The organism is Steroidobacter sp. (assembly GCF_016790065.1).
In the GTDB taxonomy this organism is placed as follows: domain Bacteria; phylum Pseudomonadota; class Gammaproteobacteria; order Steroidobacterales; family Steroidobacteraceae; genus Steroidobacter.
Genome location: NZ_JAEUPY010000061.1, coordinates 1 through 18007 on the forward strand (window position 1 = coordinate 1; position 18007 = coordinate 18007).

At 61.9% G+C, this 18007-nt stretch carries 14 protein-coding genes; 2 read left to right on the forward strand and 12 right to left on the reverse strand.

The window, feature by feature from the left end; translation table 11 throughout:
- The 9 genes from JNL55_RS02315 to JNL55_RS02355 all read right to left on the reverse strand — a co-directional run.
- Positions 1-2128: acetate--CoA ligase family protein (locus JNL55_RS02315; RefSeq protein ID WP_293848747.1), on the reverse strand; the 2128-nt coding region annotated here is incomplete at its 3' end.
- 8 nt (positions 2129-2136) lie between these two features.
- Positions 2137-3258, reverse strand: coding sequence for an NAD(P)H-dependent flavin oxidoreductase (locus tag JNL55_RS02320; protein ID WP_293848749.1), 1122 nt, complete (start codon positions 3256-3258; stop codon positions 2137-2139).
- 34 nt (positions 3259-3292) lie between these two features.
- Positions 3293-5434: an acyl-CoA dehydrogenase family protein gene (locus JNL55_RS02325; protein WP_293848751.1), complete on the reverse strand. Its 2142-nt coding sequence runs from the start codon at positions 5432-5434 to the stop codon at positions 3293-3295.
- Positions 5434-6942: a hypothetical protein gene (locus JNL55_RS02330; RefSeq protein ID WP_293848753.1), complete on the reverse strand. Its 1509-nt coding sequence runs from the start codon at positions 6940-6942 to the stop codon at positions 5434-5436. Before JNL55_RS02330 ends, JNL55_RS02325 begins: the two co-directional genes overlap by 1 nt.
- A gap of 13 nt (positions 6943-6955) precedes the next feature.
- Positions 6956-9388: a TonB-dependent receptor gene (locus JNL55_RS02335; protein WP_293848770.1), complete on the reverse strand. Its 2433-nt coding sequence runs from the start codon at positions 9386-9388 to the stop codon at positions 6956-6958.
- A gap of 43 nt (positions 9389-9431) precedes the next feature.
- On the reverse strand, positions 9432-10370 hold the full coding sequence (locus JNL55_RS02340) for an alpha/beta hydrolase (RefSeq protein WP_293848755.1): 939 nt from the start codon (positions 10368-10370) through the stop codon (positions 9432-9434).
- Positions 10371-10383: 13 nt separating this feature from the next.
- The gene (locus tag JNL55_RS02345) at positions 10384-11886 is read right to left on the reverse strand and encodes an aldehyde dehydrogenase family protein (RefSeq protein ID WP_293848756.1); all 1503 of its coding nucleotides are present in this window, start codon (positions 11884-11886) and stop codon (positions 10384-10386) included.
- Positions 11828-12034, reverse strand: a complete 207-nt coding sequence (locus tag JNL55_RS02350) for a hypothetical protein (protein ID WP_293848758.1) — start codon at positions 12032-12034, stop codon at positions 11828-11830. Before JNL55_RS02350 ends, JNL55_RS02345 begins: the two co-directional genes overlap by 59 nt.
- 116 nt (positions 12035-12150) lie before the next feature.
- Positions 12151-12828 carry a TetR/AcrR family transcriptional regulator gene (locus JNL55_RS02355; protein ID WP_293848760.1) on the reverse strand — a complete coding sequence of 226 codons (678 nt, stop codon included), beginning with the start codon at positions 12826-12828 and terminating at the stop codon, positions 12151-12153.
- Between the two features lie 223 nt (positions 12829-13051).
- Here JNL55_RS02355 and JNL55_RS02360 point away from each other — a divergent pair, with 223 nt between their 5' ends.
- A complete protein-coding gene (locus JNL55_RS02360; protein ID WP_415922986.1) occupies positions 13052-13696 on the forward strand; it encodes an NAD(P)-dependent oxidoreductase in 645 nt (214 codons plus the stop codon).
- On the opposite strand, the gene JNL55_RS02365 is transcribed toward JNL55_RS02360, so the two are convergent.
- Both JNL55_RS02365 and JNL55_RS02370 read right to left on the reverse strand, forming a co-directional pair.
- Positions 13680-14783: a pyridoxal phosphate-dependent aminotransferase gene (locus JNL55_RS02365; protein WP_293848772.1), complete on the reverse strand. Its 1104-nt coding sequence runs from the start codon at positions 14781-14783 to the stop codon at positions 13680-13682. The two genes, JNL55_RS02360 and JNL55_RS02365, sit on opposite strands and share 17 nt — an antisense overlap.
- Before the next feature lies 1 nt (position 14784).
- Entirely contained in the window at positions 14785-15855 is a 1071-nt protein-coding gene (locus JNL55_RS02370; RefSeq protein ID WP_293848765.1) for an ABC transporter substrate-binding protein, read from the reverse strand.
- A 29-nt stretch (positions 15856-15884) separates the two neighbouring features.
- On the opposite strand from JNL55_RS02370, the gene JNL55_RS02375 reads away from it, so the two are divergent.
- Positions 15885-16985, forward strand: coding sequence for a hypothetical protein (locus tag JNL55_RS02375; RefSeq protein ID WP_293848767.1), 1101 nt, complete (start codon positions 15885-15887; stop codon positions 16983-16985).
- Here JNL55_RS02375 and JNL55_RS02380 read toward each other — a convergent pair.
- Positions 16968-18007, reverse strand: a 1040-nt coding sequence (locus JNL55_RS02380; RefSeq protein WP_293848769.1) for an aromatic ring-hydroxylating dioxygenase subunit alpha, incomplete at its 5' end; no start/stop codon positions are given. The genes JNL55_RS02375 and JNL55_RS02380 overlap by 18 nt on opposite strands.

The following is an 18007-nucleotide window of genomic DNA, read 5'->3' on the forward strand; positions in this document are numbered from 1 at the left end:
ATCTCCAGATGACCAGCCCGTCCAATGCTTCGATCTCGTTGCCGCGAACCAGGAGCGGATTGACTTCGAGTGAATCGAGCGCGGGACCGAGCGCGAGTGCGGCGCTGCCAATGTTCACGATGACGTCGGCGAGTTGATTGATGTCGGTCGCGGCCGAGTTGCGGAAGCCCTGCAGGAGCTTCCGGCCACGCAAGCGGGACAGCATGTCGAGGACTTGCGCGCGATCGACCGGCAGCGCCGCGATAGCAACGTCTGCAAGAAGTTCGACCAGCACGCCGCCGAAGCCGATGGTGATCGTCGGGCCCCAGGTCGCGTCGTGTCGCACGCCGACAAGCAGCTCAACACCACCCGACCGCATCGGCGAGGCAATCACGCCGTCGATACGCGCGTCAGGCTTGTGTGACCGCACGGTCTTTAGCAACTCGCTGTAAGCCGTATCTGCATCGGCCGCAGCAACGTTGAGACGCACGCCTCCTACTTCGGTCTTATGCGCAATGTCAGGCGAGAGAATTTTCAGCGCGAGTGGGCCACTCAAACCCAGCGACTGAACATCCGCACGCGAGTGGATGATCTTTGCCGGAATCACCGGCACACCGTGGGATGCCAGGAAGTCGAGCACCGCGCGTTCATTCGCAAGATCGGGTTTAGATACAACGGCTAGATCATCGGCAGTGGGCAACCGCAGCGGTGGCGACGGCGCTGCGAGCCGCTGAGACCACCAGGCCGCTTTGCTGACCGCGCGTAACATCGGGTCGATGCCGCACACCACGTGTGGCAACTCGTGTTCCGCAATCGCGCGTCGTGTGACGTCGGTGAGCGTCTTGACGGTCGTCAGCACCATGACCGCAGGCTTGTCGATCGTCTTCACGGCGCGCCCGATCGCAGCAAGTCCCGCCGGCAGCGCTACGGCACCTTCAACGGTTGGAATGCCGATGTTGACGCCGACGATGCCAATAGGAGGCGCAGCCGCCGCGACTGGAATCAAACGTTCCAGCAAGGTCGGATCACGGACCGCCGCTCCGGTGACATCCAGAGGATTCATCGAGGACGCGAAGTCCGCGATCAATGTCTTTAGAACATCGGTCGTCTCAGCCGGGAATGCCGGAACACTGGTGCCGCAAGCCTCCGCGCCGTCCGCAACCAGCGTGCACGCGCCACCCGAGATTGAGATAAAGCCCAGCCCCGGCGCCGGCAGCGGACCAGTGGCCGCGAGCAGACCTGCGGTGACGACCAGATCCTCAACGGTGTGCACGCGAATCACGCCCAGTCGCGCGCAGACTGCATCGAACACTTTGTCGTTGCCGGCCAGAGATCCCGTGTGCGCCTTCGCGACTTCGCCCGCGAGTTCGCTGCGACCGATCTTCAGTATCACGATGGGCTTGCGTCGCTCGCGGCATCGCTCCGCCGCCGCCGCAAAGAGCGCCGGATCGCGTATCGATTCCGCGAACACGGCAATTGCGCGCGTGTCGACATCGTCGACGAGATAGTCGATGACGTCAGCGAGACTGAGTTGCGCTTCATTGCCGGTCGCAGCGACGAAGCTCGTGCCGATGTTCTGGCTGTGCGCGAACTCATTCAGCTCGCTGGCGGTCGCTCCGCTCTGCGAGACGATGGCGATCCGTGGCGGCAGCAGCGGTAGCACTGCTGGTACGGATGACACCGGCGCGCGAGCGCTGACGTTGTTATAGCCGAGCGAGTTCGGCCCCCAAATGTTCATCCCCAGTTCGTGTGCCTTGTCGAGAAGTTGCTGCTGCAGAACTTCTCCACGCTCGCCGATCTCTGCGTAACCCGAGGTCAAGATCGCAGCGTTGCGAATGCCCGCGGCTGCGGCGTCTTGGAGCGCCTCGATAACCGCGGACTGCGGTACGAAGATGAAAGCGACGTCGATGTCGCGCCCGATGTCGCGACAAGATGCGTATCCCTTGATACCCATCACGTCGACGCCGTTGCGATTGACAGCGCACACGTAGCCGTCGAAAGCGAAGTCGCGCAGGTTCTGCACGATGAAGCCGGTCCACGCAGACTTCTCCGTCGCGCCGACAAGTACGATGCTGCTCGGGCGGAACAGCTTGGTCAGCCGATGCTCGCGCGCGCGGTCGTCGTCGATTTTCTTGGTGCTGGCATTCATGGCGAACCTCAGCTCTCGATGGTCGCCGTGAGGCGTTCGACTGCGTCGGCGAACTCCTGCTGGAACTCGCGTACCACGGCGGAGGCCGGACGCACGGCATCGATGAGGCCGACGCCCTGCCCCACCCAATAGCTCACAAGATCCTTCGCAGCTGCGTTACCGGCGTCCGCTGCTTTGTCGATGCGAGCGAATGTCGGGATGCTGATCATCGCCATGATGGGCATGGGCAACGCGCCTGGACTGTCCGGCCCGTCCCAAGCGTCGTGCCAACTGGATTTCAACTGCCGGCTCGGCTTGCCGGTGCGCGACTTCGAACGAATCGTGTCGCGCGAGCCGGCCGCGATCATCTTTTGTTTGAATGTTTCGGACGTCTCTGCTTCAGCAGTCGCGAGCCACACGGAGCCGGTCCACGCACCAGCGGCACCCATCGCCATGCAGCCTGCCATCTGCGCACCATTCATGATCCCGCCCGCGGCAAGCACGGGCACATCGCGAATAGGCTTGATCGCGCGGATCACTTCCGGCACCAGCACGAGCGTGGAAACCTCACCGCAATGGCCGCCCGCCTCCGCGCCTTGTGCGATCAAGATATCCACGCCGGCCTTCACCTGGCGGATCGCGTGCTCCTTCGCACCCACGAGCGCACCGACAGGAATGCCATGACGCCGTGCGCGCTCGATCATCGAGGGCGGCGCGATGCCCAACGCGTTGACGATGAGACGAATCGGATGGCGGAACGCTACGTCCATCAACGCTTCGCCAACTTCCGGCAATGTCGCCGGTGGCAACTTGTCGATGACATCCTCGGGCTGCACGGCGATGCCGTGTTTACGTAGCAGCTCCACCGCGAAGTCGATGTGCTGCTTCGGAACTTGCGCCGCCAGCGAGGCGAAGTCAGTGGCGGGCCCGAGTGACTGATGCTCGGGTACCAGGATGTCGACGCCGTACGGCATCCCGTTCACATGCTCGTCGATCCATTTCAACTCTCGCTCGAGCGATTCCGGCGTGAAGCTGCTGCCGCCCAGTACGCCGAATCCGCCGGCCCGACTGACCGCGGCAACGACGTCTCGACAATGACTGAAGGCGAACAGCGGGAATTCCGCGCCTACCAGACTCTTGATGGGTTCCATCGTTGTGACTCTCGATGATCTGTGGATGCGCAGCTCAGCGACCTAGCCCCAGGCCACGCTGCGCGATGATGTTCCGTTGAATCTCGTTGCTGCCGCCGCCGACCACGAACATGATGGTCGACCTCAGCAGTAGCTCGATGTCGCCGTCGGCCGGCACGTTGTCCGCGCCGTGGCTGAGCAGCGCCGACGCGCCGAGCAAATCAAGCGCCGACTCGCAGATCGTCTGTGCGAGCTCGCTAGCGAAAACTTTGGCCATGGCGGCTTGTGCGAGCTGCGGCGTGCCCGGCGACGCTGGCTCAAGCGACTGCGCCACGAGCAGGCGGCTCGTGACCAACTCTGCGGTGAGCTGACCGATGCGATCACGAGTCAACGACTGCTGCACGAGTTGCGGCCGCGATTGCACTGACTGCACGATCCCTCCAAGGAGCGCCTGCACGCGGATTGCGAGGCCACCCATTGCGATACGTTCGTTGGCGAGTGCGCCTGCGAGAATCGCCCAGCCCGTGTTCTCCTCGCCGAGTCGCCAGTCGACTGAGACACGCACGTTGTCGAAGAAGACGCTGCAGAACTTCTGCCCATACATCGCCTCCATCGGATGCACGGTGATGCCAGGAGTGCTCATGGGCACAATGAACAGACTGATGCCCGCGTGGCGCAATTTCGGATCGGGATGGGTGCGCGCGGCCAGCAACATGTGCGAGGCGCGATGACCGTCTGTGGTCCAGATCTTCTGTCCGTTGACGAAGTACGCATCGCCATCACGAACCGCGCGTGTTCTCAGGCTGGCGAGATCCGAACCAGCCTCGGGCTCGCTATAGCCGAGGCAACCCGTAATCTTGCCGGCGCGCAATCCTGGCAGCAGAGCATCTTTCAGCGTCTGCGAGCCGTGCGCGATGATCTCCGGCGCCATTACGCGGCAGCTGCAGATCAGCGCATGATCCGTGGCCCCCGCCCTATGCAACTCTTCCGCATAAGCAAGTTGCTCGAGCGGCGTCGCTTCAAGACCTCCAGCAGCTTTAGGCCAGTTGAGTGTGGTCCAGCCCGCGCTGCCTAGGCGCTCAGCGAAACTGAGATCCCAGGTGCGATCGCCTTCAGCGCGGGCTCGCAACTCATCGCGCTCGTTAGACGACCAGTACCGCGCGAGCCACTTGCGAAAGCGCGAACGGAACGGCGCGACCGGATCGTCAGCGCGACCAAACAGCGCATCGACACCAGCTCGACCGCCAGCCAACACGAAGTCCGCAAGCTCGGCTCTCGCTTTCGTGACACCGCCCAAACGCACCACGTCCGCGTGCACACGTCGGAACAGTGCTGGCGCTTGATGTTCTTCCGCGAATCCGATGGCGCCGAAGCAATGCTGAGTCTCGAGCGCGACCTTGCGTAGACCGCCAGCAGCGAATGCGGTCGCAGACACAGCCAGCGCACGCCAATTTGCAGCACCCTCGTCGTGCGCCCGCCCCGCAGCGGCCAGCTGGAGGCGGCAACCCTCGAGAGTCATGTGACTATTCGCCGCTTTGTGCTGAATCGCTTGGAATGACGCGATGGGTTGCCCGAACTGTTTGCGCTCCTTGCCGTAATGAAGGAACGCTTCGAAGCCTTCGAGCGCGGCGCCATAGGCGCGGGCCGCCCAGCCGAGCCGAGCGATGGCTACAAGTTCAGCACACTGATCTGGCGTCAGCCGGCGCGAACGCGCGGGCGACCACAGATGCAGATCAGCGAATCCGGGTGCAAGCGCCGGCGTCGACTGCAGCGTGGCTCCCTCGGCTCCGCGCGCGACGGCGCATAGATGGCAATCGTCGGTGAGCACCAGCCACGCATCCGCGTCAGCCGCGCCTTCAACGAATCGCGCCGGCCCGAGCACTCGCTGCGAGTCGAACACCAGGTTGTCGGCATGCTCTTTCCCACTGAGAGTGCCGATCGCCAGCGCCAAGCGAGAGTTGGCAGCAGCCAGCCCGCGGCCATAACGGTTTGCAATTGCTGCTTCGAGCACGGGAAGCGCCGACGCGCGACGCCCCATCTCGATCATGACGACGAGCAGGTCTTCGAGCGATTCAGAGTGCTCTCCCGAGAAAAAGCCCGTGAGTCCCTGCTCGACGACATCAGACCAGCGCGCGTCACCCGCCAGCATGCGCCGGACGGATTCCGCCAATAGCTCGGTGTGGGTTTCTTCCGTCATCACGTCCACCGCCAATAGTGATAACCGTCGTCCGACTTCACGCAGACGCCGAGCGACCCCACCGGCTCGACCTCGCCCGACACCAGGAAGTCGAGCCCTGCTTGATCGTCATGAGGAACGCGGCACACGAAGCGCCGGTCGTCGGGTGAGCGAGCGACGATGGTGCCGAAGCTCGGACGTCCATCGCGTCCATGCGGCACGGAATAGGCTTCGATGCGCCCCGGCCCCACGTACTCTTCATCGAATATCGGTACGTTTCCTCGGCGACGATCCGCATCGGACTGGAAATCGAAGTCGCGCGGCAACGTAGCCGCATCTGCAGCCGGCGCGCGAGATAGCACGATTGAATGGTTGTGAGTCGCGAAGCCACCGTTAGCAAATATGAAGCCGTGCTTGCCATGATCCCGCAGCTTGCGAGTCATCATCACGATGGCGTGCATCATGCAATTGCCGACGGGCCCGCCACCAAAGCTGAGCCCGCCATACACGCTCGGCGAGCGATCGAGCGGCCAGCCGAGTGCGCGTCGCGCCATCTTCGCAACACATGGAAAACAGTTGTACAGCTCGACATGGTCCAGATCGTCCGGCCCCAGCCGATTCAGTTCGAGCGTTTTTCCAATGGAAACTTCCATGGCTCGCGAATGAACATAGGAATCACGCGCGAGGAAGTCGTCGCTTTCATGGGCCGCCGCGCCAGCGCCGATGTAGACAATGCGATCCTCGCCAATGCCCATGCGTCGCGCACGTTCGAGGCTTGTGACGATGACGGCAGCACCTTGGTTCACAGCGCTGTTTGCGACCATGAGTTTGGTGTAAGGAAACGTGATCATCCGATTGCGATCCGAGACGGTTGCGATCTGCTCAGGAGTCAGTGGCTCGCGAATGCACGCTCCGTCATTCGCTGCAGCGGCTTGCGAGTAGGCAGCCCACATGACAGCGGTCTCGCGCTGCGCCTCTACGAAACTCTGACCCCACGCAGCTCGCGTGGCCGTTTCGTAGAGTGGATAAACATCGGTCGGTGTCGTCAGTCCATACTTGCGCAAGAACGGCCGGACGGTCGCATCCAGAAACTGCTTGATCGCATTCTGTGATTGGCCGGTCTCGGCGGCGCTACGTCGTGCAGCCGTGCGTAACGCCTCCCCTCCTACCAGCGCGGCGACTTCGATCTCTCCAGACGCTATCAAATTGGCTGCGTGATTCAGCAGAAAGATCGGCCCATCGCCGCTCGGAGTCTCCGTCAGCAACGATGTTCTGGGCGCGAGCCCCGTGGCCTCGACCAGATGCGGTATGAACGGCTCCGTGCCCGGCCAAGGCGCGACGCTGCCGCTCATATGGTTCTCGACGCCCAAGAAGTCGAGCTGCGCCAACACGCCGCCGCCCGCATCACGGTCGGCGTTCGACAATGCGGCCTGCATCAGCTGGATGACGTCCAGCGGCTGCGCGTTGGCGTCGCCCAGATCATTGATCTGACCGACGCCAACGATGACCGGAACCTTGCTCGACTGCATCGCTCGCCTCGGATCAGAACTTGAACGTGCCCTGGAACAGCACCTGGCGACTCCGATTCGCGAGCCCGAGCAGTTGCACCGTCGTACCCGCCACCACCGGCGAGCCCGGCTTCTCGGCGACATATGAGGTGTAGAACTCGTTCGTGAGATTCTTGCCGATCAACGACAACTGCCAACGCTCGTCCGCAGGACCGATGCTCAGGTTCGCATCGAACAGCCAGAAGGCCGACTGTTCACCGAAGGGATTGCCGTTGTCCGCAGCGACGTAGTCGTCGCTGAAACGCGCATTGCCGGCGATGGTGAGCGTGTAGTTGTCGCCGAGCGCCACTTTCGCGTCGAAGCCGCCGTTAGCTGTGAAATCCGGCGCGCGCGACAATGCCTGGCCAGAACGCTGCCACGAGAAGCTGCCATTGCCGTTTGCTACGTTACATCCCTGAGCGGCCGTCTGACCGCCCCAGCATTGCGCGAGATAGTCGTCGAAGCGGGCCTTGTTGTATGCAGCGCCGCCGTTGAGGGTCAGCCAGTCGAGCGGCCGCGCCGAGACTTCAGCTTCGATACCTTTGATCGTGGCCGAAGCCGCGTTCGAAATGATGAAGCTGGTGGTCGCAGCGTTGAACGATGTGACCTGCAGATTGGTGTAGTCGTAGGTGTAGACGTTGCTCGTCAGCACCACTCGGCCGTCGAGCAGCCGAGACTTCACGCCGCCTTCGAAGCCGTCGATCTCTTCGGACTTGAACCGGATCGAATCGACGGTGATGGTGGCCGGTACCAGATTCGTGCTGATGCCGAAGCCGCCCGACTTGTAGCCGGTTTTGTAGCCGACGTAAGCAGTGAAGTCTTCGGTGGGCCGCCACGTCAGCGTCGCTTCCGGCGACAAATTGTCGTCCTTGAAGTTATCCGTAAACATCTTGCCCTGAGGTGCGAGCGCAGTGCCCGACAGCGGCGGATGCACCCAGGCGTTGGTCAGCCAAGAGTCTTTCTTTTCTTCGGTGTAACGAACGCCACCAGCCAGTTCGATTTGCGACGTGATGTCCCAAGTGAGCTGACCGAATGCGGAAAGCGTCTGCCCTTCAGTGCTGCCCGGCTTCTCCCAGGTGTGACGCTTGCCGGTCGTCGCGTCGGCCGGCAGCGGCGCGATCAACACCGTGTTGGTGAAATCGAGCGTGGTGTCCTGGTAATACGTGCCGACCATGAAGTTGAGCGGCGAATCGAACTTCGAGAACAAGCGGAATTCCTGACTCACCGACCTGAATTTCTCGTGCTCGGCCGCGTCGTACGCCATGTAGACGGTGCCGTCGTAGTTGTCGAAGTACTTGGTGTCGCTGTTGTAGTAGCCCGTGACGGACGCACCGCCGAAGCGATCACCGTCGTAGTTGATCGCCAGGCTGCCGAGCACCATCTTGGTGTCGGTGTACGGGAACTGCTCTGCCACTGGCCAGTTGTCGGCGTAGCCGTTGGGCAAGCCGCCATTGGAATATCTGCCGTCGAGTTTGCAATCGCCGTACGGATCGGCCGCGACCGTGGGAATACCTGCATAGATCACCACCGGCGTAGCGAAGGCGCCGCAGTTGATGACTTCCTGTCCGGCGGATGGACCATCGTCAGTGTGCTTCATGCCAGCGAGTTTCAACTCGGCGCTGAATGGACTGCCGTCCGGACGCAACGCGAAGCTGACGCGACCGAGGAAGTTCTCATCGCCCGGCCGATCGGTTTCCGGCCGCTGCGGCAAGTTGCTGGGCCCGGCGAATGGCGAGCTGCTCAACTGCCCCGCCGTGTTCCTGAGCCATCCGTCCATCTCGCTGTAACGTAGCGCAACGCGGCCTGACAGAGCGTCCGTGAGTGGTCCGGAGACCACGCCTTCGGTGATGTACTCGTCAGCCTCGAACTCGTAACCGGCGCGAACGTAACCTTCGAACTCGCTGGTGGGTGATGCGGAGGTCATGTTGATGACGCCCGCTGGGCTGTTTTTGCCGAAGAACAATGCCTGCGGTCCTTTCATCACTTCGACCTGCTTCAGGTCGAGCATGCCGAAATCGATGATGCGCGCGCGGCCGGTCTGCACGCCGTCGACGTTCACTGCAACGGCTTGATCGAAGCCGGCGTTCGATGGCGAAGAGCCGATACCACGCAGCACGATCACACCGCCGCCGCCGCTCGATGAGCGATCGATTGCGAGCGATGGCACCTGTCGTGCTAAATCACGTGCATCTCGCGCACCAAAGGTGGCCAGCTGTTCGGCACCTATGGCCGTTACCGCCACGGGCGCCTCGAGCAAACTTTCCTCTCGCTGGCGTGCAGTCACGATGACTTCTTCCAGCGGCTTGTCGGCGGTAGCGCCGACCTTGGATGTTTCTTGCGCAACGACCGGTGTCGATCCCATCGCGCATGCGACTGCCGCCATCAGCAGCACACTACGCGTGGCCCATTGCAACTCAGAGCTCTTCATGTAGTTCACGATTACTCCCCCTTCCAGCTGATTTATATGTTCGCTAAAGCAGTGTCATCAGTCCGGTACACACGCGTTCGAGAATCCGCTGCGATGACGGGATCGCGTGCCTGAGCATCGCGACGCCGTGCATATGGCCCGGTGCCTCGACGAAATTCACGGCGACTCCCGCCTGCACGCATCTCGCTGCGTAGCTGCGGCCTTCATCTCTGAGCGGATCGAGACCGCAAGTAAGCAGTGCCAGTGGCGGCAGTTTCTCGAACGACTCAGCAAGCAGTGGCGAACAACGCCAGTCGCTACGTTGCGATCGCTCGGGTACATAGGCATCGATGAAACTTTCCATGTCCGCCGCTTCGAGCAGATAGCCCTCGGCGCATTCCGAATACGAGCCGCCTCGGCCGGCGACATCGAGAACCGGATACAGCAGCAATTGGGCACGCACCCCGCCGTCGCTGCGAAGCTGGTGCGCGACCGCGGCTGCAAGTCCACCGCCAGCACTGTCACCAGCGACAATGACGCCTCGTGTGCCGACCAACTGTGGAAGCGTCTCTGAGAGCACGAGTCGAGTCGCAGCCAGTGCATCGTCGTAGGCGGACGGAAATGTGGCCTCGGGTGCGAGCCGATAGTCGACGCTGAGGAGTCGCAGTTTGGTACACGCCGCGATGGATCGGCACAGGCTGTCATGAGTGTCGATATCGCCAGTCGTCCAACCACCGCCATGAAAATAAACGATGGTTGGACCCGGCACGGTGGCTCCGACCGGAACGAAAACGCGCGCCCGCAGCTGACGAATGCCGTCGATGTCGAGAGAGATGCCCTCGCTCTCGACTGAAGGATCGGGAGGCAAATCGAGCGCCGCTGCAATCTGGCGTACGGCAGCACGTGCGTCGGCAATCGGCAGCGAGCGGAACGGCGGCTGTCCCGCGATGCTGTCGAGGAAAGCCTGCACGTCGGGGGCAGCTGGCTGTCGTTGCGATGTCATGTCAGCACGCGCCTCAGACGTTGCCGAGCGCGACATAGACGGCCTTCGACTCCAGAAAGGCCTTGAAGCCTTCGTCACCCATCTCCCGACCGATGCCGGATTCTTTGTAACCGCCGAATGGCATGGACGGATGAGTCACACCATAGCAGTTGATCCACACGTTGCCGGCGCGCAGGCGGCTCGCAAGCGTGTGCGCTTTATCCAGGCTGCTGGTGAAGATGCCGGCACCGAGCCCGTAGTTGGTGTCGTTCGCCAGTGCGACCACTTCGTCGAAATCATCGAACGGCGTTGCAACTACTACCGGTCCGAATATTTCTTCACGCGCCATCCGCGCGCCGGCCGCGAGATTGGTGAACACCGTGGGCTCGATGAAAAAGCCGTCGCCGCCGTAGCTCTTGCCGCCGGCAACGACTGCGCCGCCTTCACTCTGACCCAACGCGATGTAGTCCGCGACGCGCTTGAGCTGCTTGTCGGAGATCAGCGGCCCGATCTGATTGCCGGCGTCCAGACCGGAACCTACTTTCAGCGACTTAGCGAAGCTCGCGACGCCTTCGACGACACGCTCGAAGGAGCGGCGCTGCACATACAAGCGCGAGCCTGCGAAACACACCTGCCCGGAGTTGGCGAAGATCGCCATCGCGGCGCCGGCAATCGCCTTGTCCATGTCAGCGTCGTCGAATACCACGCAAGGTGACTTGCCACCCAGTTCCAATGTGACTCGCTTGATACTGTCCGCCGCAGATTTCAGGACTTGCTTGCCGGTCGCCGTAGAACCCGTAAACGAAATCTTGTCGACGCCAGGATGCGCCACCAGCGCGGCGCCGGCATCGCCATAACCCGGCACGACATTGAGCACGCCCGGCGGAAAGCCTGCTTGCAGAGCGAGTTCACCAAGCCTTAGTGCGGTAAGTGGTGTGTCTTCAGCCGGCTTCACCACACAAGTGCAACCGGCTGCTAGTGCCGGCGCTACTTTGATCATGAAAGTAGCGATAGGCCCATTCCAGGGAATCACCAGGCCGACCACACCTACGGGCTCGAGTGCCGAGTAGGAATGAAATCGTGCGCCGTCGCCGGAAGTTGCAGCCGATGTGTTCTGGCCGATGGCTCGGCCTGTCATGCCGGCGAAGTGCCGAAGCCACGAGGCCGACGCTGCCACTCCCCACTGCGCAAAGCCTTTGGGCATGCCGTTGTCGAGCACTTCGAGCTCGACTAGTTCATCGACGTTCTGTTCCAGCAGATCGGCATATCGCAACATCAACCGCGCACGGGTCGCCGCTGACATGCCGCGCCATGCACCGGTTTCGAACGCGTCGCGCGCTGCCTTTACGGCGCGATCGATATCGGGGCCGCTGGCCTTCGCAACGCTGGCAATGACCTGACCGGTCGCGGGATTACGGGTGTCGAAACGTTCGCCGGTGATGGCACCGGGACGCGAGTCACCGACGAGCAAGCCGTGCTCACGCTCGAGGAAGCGGCTCGCTGCCGACGAATGTGATTCGGCTGCTGGAGTCCTCATCATCATCCCCCAATCGACGGTCGTAGTTATCTTTCGTCAGGTCGATTTCTAACCCATCTGCAGCGCGCAGGTCAAGAAAAGTATAACGCGTTGCAGTTTTGGCGATACTGGCGGCAGTGACAGCGCCGCGAATGGCGGCCCAATCCATCGCTTATTGCTGCTGAACGAACCGGAATCAGATGCAGCAGCGCGCGGTCGAGCTGCACTTTTTCGACCTATCGGTCGATTTTCTGCAGCGCCCGGCGCAGCGACGAGGCGCAGGCTTCAGCGGCGGTTGTAATTGGCGAGGCCTTGCACGATCAGCACCGCCGTCTGCGCGGCGATCTGCTCGATCTTCAGGTCGCCACTGGTGCGGTACCAGCGGGAGATCGACGCCACCGAGCGGAGCGCGGCTTGCGCGGCGACCCGGGCGTCCAATGTGTCTGACACCTGACCACTACGAATCGCGAGTCGAATCAATTTGACCACCGCGTCCCAATACAGCCGGCGCTCGGAAAGAATCATCTTTTGCTGTTTGGGCGTCAGATAATCGAAGTCACGATTGAAGATTTCCATCCGGTCGGCGTGCTTGCCGGAATAGATGCCCATCTGTAACAACAGCGAGCGCAGTTCACCGAGTGCATCGATCGTTCGGAAATTCGCAGCCTCGACCAGCGCCTCGCCGCCTTGATGCAAGTCACGCAGGATCTCAAACAGCAGCGCTTCCTTGGTATCTACGTAGTAGTAAAGGCTGCCTTTCTTGATGCCGACCAGATCGGCAATGTCCTGCATCGAGGAGGCGTGGAAACCTTTTCTGTTGAACAGCTCGGTGGCGGCCTGCAGGATGGTTTCCCACCGCAGACGCGACTTGGCGCCCTTCTGCGCCTCTCTCGCCGGTAGCGAACGCGCGTGCTGACTGCGAGAGGTTTTCTGGGTCTTGTTTTTTTGGGTCTTGTTCTTCAAGCGACTCACCTGCCCCATGAGACCAGACTGCTGGCTAGCATAGCAGTGCCACCGCTCGGCACGGCATGACCTGAGACCAAACTGGAACTTCGCCGCCGGCGGTACCTGGGACATACTGGCCGCCTGCCTCTCTCGGAGACTTGCCGTGCAATTATTTCGTCGTCACCTGCTGCTTGGGCTGGTTCTGACATTTGCTTTATCTGCCGCGCAGGCAGCGACACCGCTGCATCTGCTCGTGTATGGCGGCACGGGCAACATCGGCCAGCGCATCGTGCGTGAAGCACTCGACCGAGGCCATGAAGTAACCCTGGTTACTCGCGACCCGGCACGCGTCAAAGAAAAACATGACCGTCTCAAAGTCGTGACCGGCGATGTGCTCGACAGCGCATCGGTCGCGAAACTCGCGCCCGGGCATGACGTCGTCATCAGCGCCGTCGGTGCGAACCGTGCCAACAATCCTGACTACGCCATCTATCGCAAGGCTGCCGAATCGCTGGTGACAGCGTTGCGGTCACTGGGACCGAACGCGCCAAGGCTGATCGCCGTGGGCGGTGCTGGCAGCCTGGAAATCGCGCCCGGCGTGTTGCTGGTGACCAAGGTTCCTGAGCGCTATCGCGCCGAGGTGCTCGGACAGAAGGATGCGCTCGACTACTACCGTTCCGTCAGCGACGTGCGCTGGACCTACTTCAGCCCCGCCGGCAGCATTGCCGCCGGCCAGCGCACCGGCAAATTCCGTCTGGGCGGCGATCAGCTGGTCACCGATGCCAAAGGCGACAGCAAAATCTCCATCGAGGACTACGCCGTCGCACTGATCGACGAAGCCGAGCAGGCTAAACACCTGCGCCAGCGATTCACCATCGGCTACTGAACAGAGCCTTCACTGCCTCACGAGCACGAGCGTTCTCGTGAGGTAATCCGATGGTGATGCGAGCCCAGGTGTCGTAGCTGGGAAACGCGCGACCGATGTCGATGCCCTGCTGGGCCAGTGCCGCGCGAACTTCAGTTTGCGGACGTTTGGCATCGAAGAACACAAAATTTCCCTGCGCATCGCTGTGACGAAGTTTCAAGCTCCGTAGCAGCTGATGCCACAGGTTGCGTTCCACGGCGACTTTGCGTCGCACGTCATCGACGAACGGCTGATCCTGCAAACTGGCGATGGCAGCGACCACAGCCAGCCGATTCAACGAGCGCGGCGCCCCGACCCCCTGCGAACGCAACAAGTCCGCGATCGGCTTGGGCGCGATGCCGTAGCCAATGTCCAAACCCGCCAAGCCATAGACTTTCGCAAGCGTTCTGAATACCAGCACGTTCGCCCCTGCCCGCGCCAGATCGACTGCAGATCGCGTGGCGAAGTCCTCTGAATATTCCAAGTACGCTTCATCGACGATGACCAGCGCACGCTGCGAGACGTCACGCAAGAATTGCTTGAGCGCCGCTATTTCGCTGACAGTGCCACTAGGATTGTGCGGCTCGACTAGAAACACGGCGCGCGTCTTCGCGTTCACTTTCGCTTCGATGGCCGGCAGATCGTTACGCAGCTTGGCATCGAGCGGCACCATCACTGCACGACCACCTACCGACGTCGCCGCATCCACCAGCGCAGTGTAGCCAGGCACGGAGTAGATGAACTCGCCGCCCGCACCGCCGTGCAAGCCGAGCTTCACTCCCAGCGGCTCCAGAATTTCCCCAAGCACGATTTGCTCGGGCGACACCTGCTCTTTCGCAGCAATGACATCGATCAACTGCTGCGTGCGTTCTTCGGTGTTGTAACGAGCCAGTTGTGACAGCTCTTTGGAGATCGCCTCAACGGCCCGCGGCGACGGCCCAAACGGATTCTCGTTGAGCGACAGCGAGATCTTGCTCGCATCTTCCGCCGCAGCGACACCCAAGCTCACGTCCAGCAACGCGGCGCTCAGTGTCAGGCCCATCCCTGCCAGCCAAGTGCGACGATTCATCTCAAGCACGCTGATTCCTCTCACGCCACAAGGCTTGCGCCTGTTGTAGCGGCGCCGGATCGAGCAATGCTCGCATATCCAGCGGCTGTTGCAGAAATCCCCAGCGCTCCAGCTCGGCGGCTTTCTGTTCGAGCATCCGCACTCGCAAGGGCGACATCGAAACATCCAGCTGCTGATAGATGCGCGACGAATAGGCTCCATGCACGAAGTCTTCGGGCAAGCCCACGTCCTGCGCGATGATCTGTAACACGCGAGACTGATGAGCACGCGCCCACGCATCCGCATCTAGCAATCGAGTGATCCAGCGAACCACCAGGTCCGGCCGCTGCTCCACCAAACTACCAGTGGCCGTCAGCACCAGCGGCTGCGCCATGGAAATATTGTTGGTCTCTTCCGGCGCGGTCAGATCGACGACGGTCACCAGACCGAACGCCGCTTTGACGATCTCACCCATGGCCGCGTCGCTGTAGATCGCATCTACCTCGCCGCGTAACAAAGCGGTGATCTCTTCGCGTTGTACAGCGAACTGGCTGCGCGCTCCCCAAAGCGATTGTCCTGCAGCTTGGCCAGCCGTCGCATCCGCCATGTAGGGACGATCGATGTTCACCTCGACCAAGCGCACGTCGTCGAGACTCAACCCCGCCACTTCGAGCGCACTCTCATAGCCGGAAAGCACCAGCGCGCGCCACCAATCGGTGCTGTCTTTCAAGCGCTTCGGCACACTCAATCGCGCGCCGCGAAGATCGGCTGGGCCGCGCATGCCTGAGTCGGGCAACGCCAGCACAGCTGCAGTTCGATCTGGCCAGCTCAGTCCGAGTACACGCAGATCCGCGCCACGCGACGCGGACACCAGCGGAGGAACATAACCGCCGAACCGAAACGAATTGGGTTGCGAATGATTGTAATGAGACAGATGCACTCGAGGGTCGTGCGCCGATGCCAGCGATTGCACGGCGATGCCATCGCTGGCGAACTCCTGCTCCAGCCAACCTTCGCGAATCGCAATCGAAGCCGCCGTCGGCGCGGGACAGCGCGTGTACCACAACGCATCTACTGATTTTGATATATCCATGCTCATTCGAATTAGCTAACCTCGCGCGCATGAGCGCACGTTTGGAATCTTCTCTACTCCCCGGCGACCCGGCCGCCGGCGCACACAATCTGTTGGTCAACTGCATGCAGCTGCAGGCTGGTGACACATTGCTGATCGTCGCCGAGCCCGCGGAGCTCGGTCATTACGACACCGCGCTCACAACCTTCCTCGCCAGCCACGCCACACAGCTCGGCGCCAAAGTAACCACCACGGTACTCGCCCCAGGGCGCGGCCCGGAAGATGTGCCGCAGTCCCTGTTCGACGCAATCGAACGAGCTTCGCACACCCTGTTTCTAAACCGCGTCGGCGATCAGCTGCGCTTCAGTCCGCTGCCCGGCCCTGGCCGCAAAGCCATTACCTATACACTGGATCTGGGTTACTTGGGCAGCGCTTTCGGTGTCGCCGGTTATGACGCACTCGAAGAACTGCGCCGTCGCGTGGTCGCGGTGCTGGCAAAAGCACAGCGCTACACCATCCGCTGCCCGCTTGGCACCGAGTTGACCATGCAAAGTGCCACCGCGTTGAGTTCGCTGGCCGATAGCACGGGATTCTCGGTCGATAACTTTCCGGTCATGATCGTGCCGCCGATTCCGGCGGACCACTTGAACGGCCAGTTGGTGCTCACTCTGGCACTCACCTCCACCGGCGTCCACGATTATCCCGACAGCGTCGTGCCGCTGCCTGCGCCGATCAAGTTGCAGCTCGACGAAGGTCGAGTCGTCAGCGTCGATGCCGAGCCGACGCTCGCCTCGGCCATCACTGCCCACTTCGACAACGTCGATGCACGCTTCGGCGGCGACGGTCGGCGCCTCGGCTCCTGGCATGCCGGCATCAATCCTTTCACTTACTTTCTACGCCCAGCCTTGACCGACTTGGATCGTTGGAACGGCGTGGCCTTCGGCAGCCCGCGCTACGCTCACTTCCATCTGTGCGGCGCCCTGCCCGGCGATATCTGCGGTCAACTGTTCGACGCCACCATCACATTCGATGACACGGTGATCTGGGATCGCGGCCGTTTCGTCTTTCTCGACGCCGAACAGAACGCCGATCTTCGCCAACAACTGCGCGACTGCCGCCCGGGCGTCGAGCCGCTACCTATCGGCATTTGACTCCGCGTCGATGCGACGTTGCAGCTCGCGTCGGAAGCGTGCGGGCCCGGCATCGATGAACAGCGGCTGGAACGGCGATTGAGCATTCTCGATGCCCAACTGCACAGCCTCCAGCACTGCTTTATCTTCTTCGAACGCTCCACGCACTGACTCGCCGAAGTCGCGAGATACCTCAACATCATTCGGCGCGAAGTTGCGCGTCTGAACCCAAAAGTAACGGGTGGTGCGCTCGTCGATGGGCGTCAGGAAGTTGTAGCTGTCCATGACGAACGTGTCCGGATGCGTCTCGGCGTCCGGCGACTCGCTGTTGCCTGCCGGCGTGAACACGGCCCGAATGCGAGCGTGCCCGGGAAAGCGCACTTCATAGTGCTGCTTGCGATCCGCCTTGCCGGCAAAGCGCATGTAGCGGACATAAAACGGCGCGACATCCACGCTCAACATCCACCTAGACACCAATACCCCGCCCGACAACGCCTCGGTCTGCAACGGGGTTTGCTCGCAGGCCGACTCGCCGAACGAGTCTGGATGAACCCAGGCGACGTGCGTCGGGTCGAGCAAGTTGTCGGTGATGTGCAGGTAGCTGCAGCGAACCGCCATGGCGTCCGGCTCGGTGCGACCCCAAGTGGGATTGTCCCAGTGTTCGATGTCGAAAATGCTGGCGGGATCGGCCAGCTCCGGCGCACCCATCCAAACCCAAATAAAACCTTGGCGTTCGACGGCGGGATAGCTCCGAACCCGAGCCGTGTCGGGGATTGGCTGATTTCCCGGCACGCGCCGGCAGGCGCCGGCCCGGTCGAACATCATGCCGTGATAGCCGCACTCGACCAGGTCGCCTTGCCGGCGACCCATCGACAGCGGCAGCTTGCGATGCGGGCAAGCATCTTCCAAGGCCGCCACTTCGCCGTTGCTCAGTCGATAGAGCACCAACGAGCGCCCCAACAGGCGCACCGGGACCAGACCCGTTCCCAGCCCGGACGAGAGCTCGGCCACATACCATGCGTTATTCAAGAACATCTTCTTAG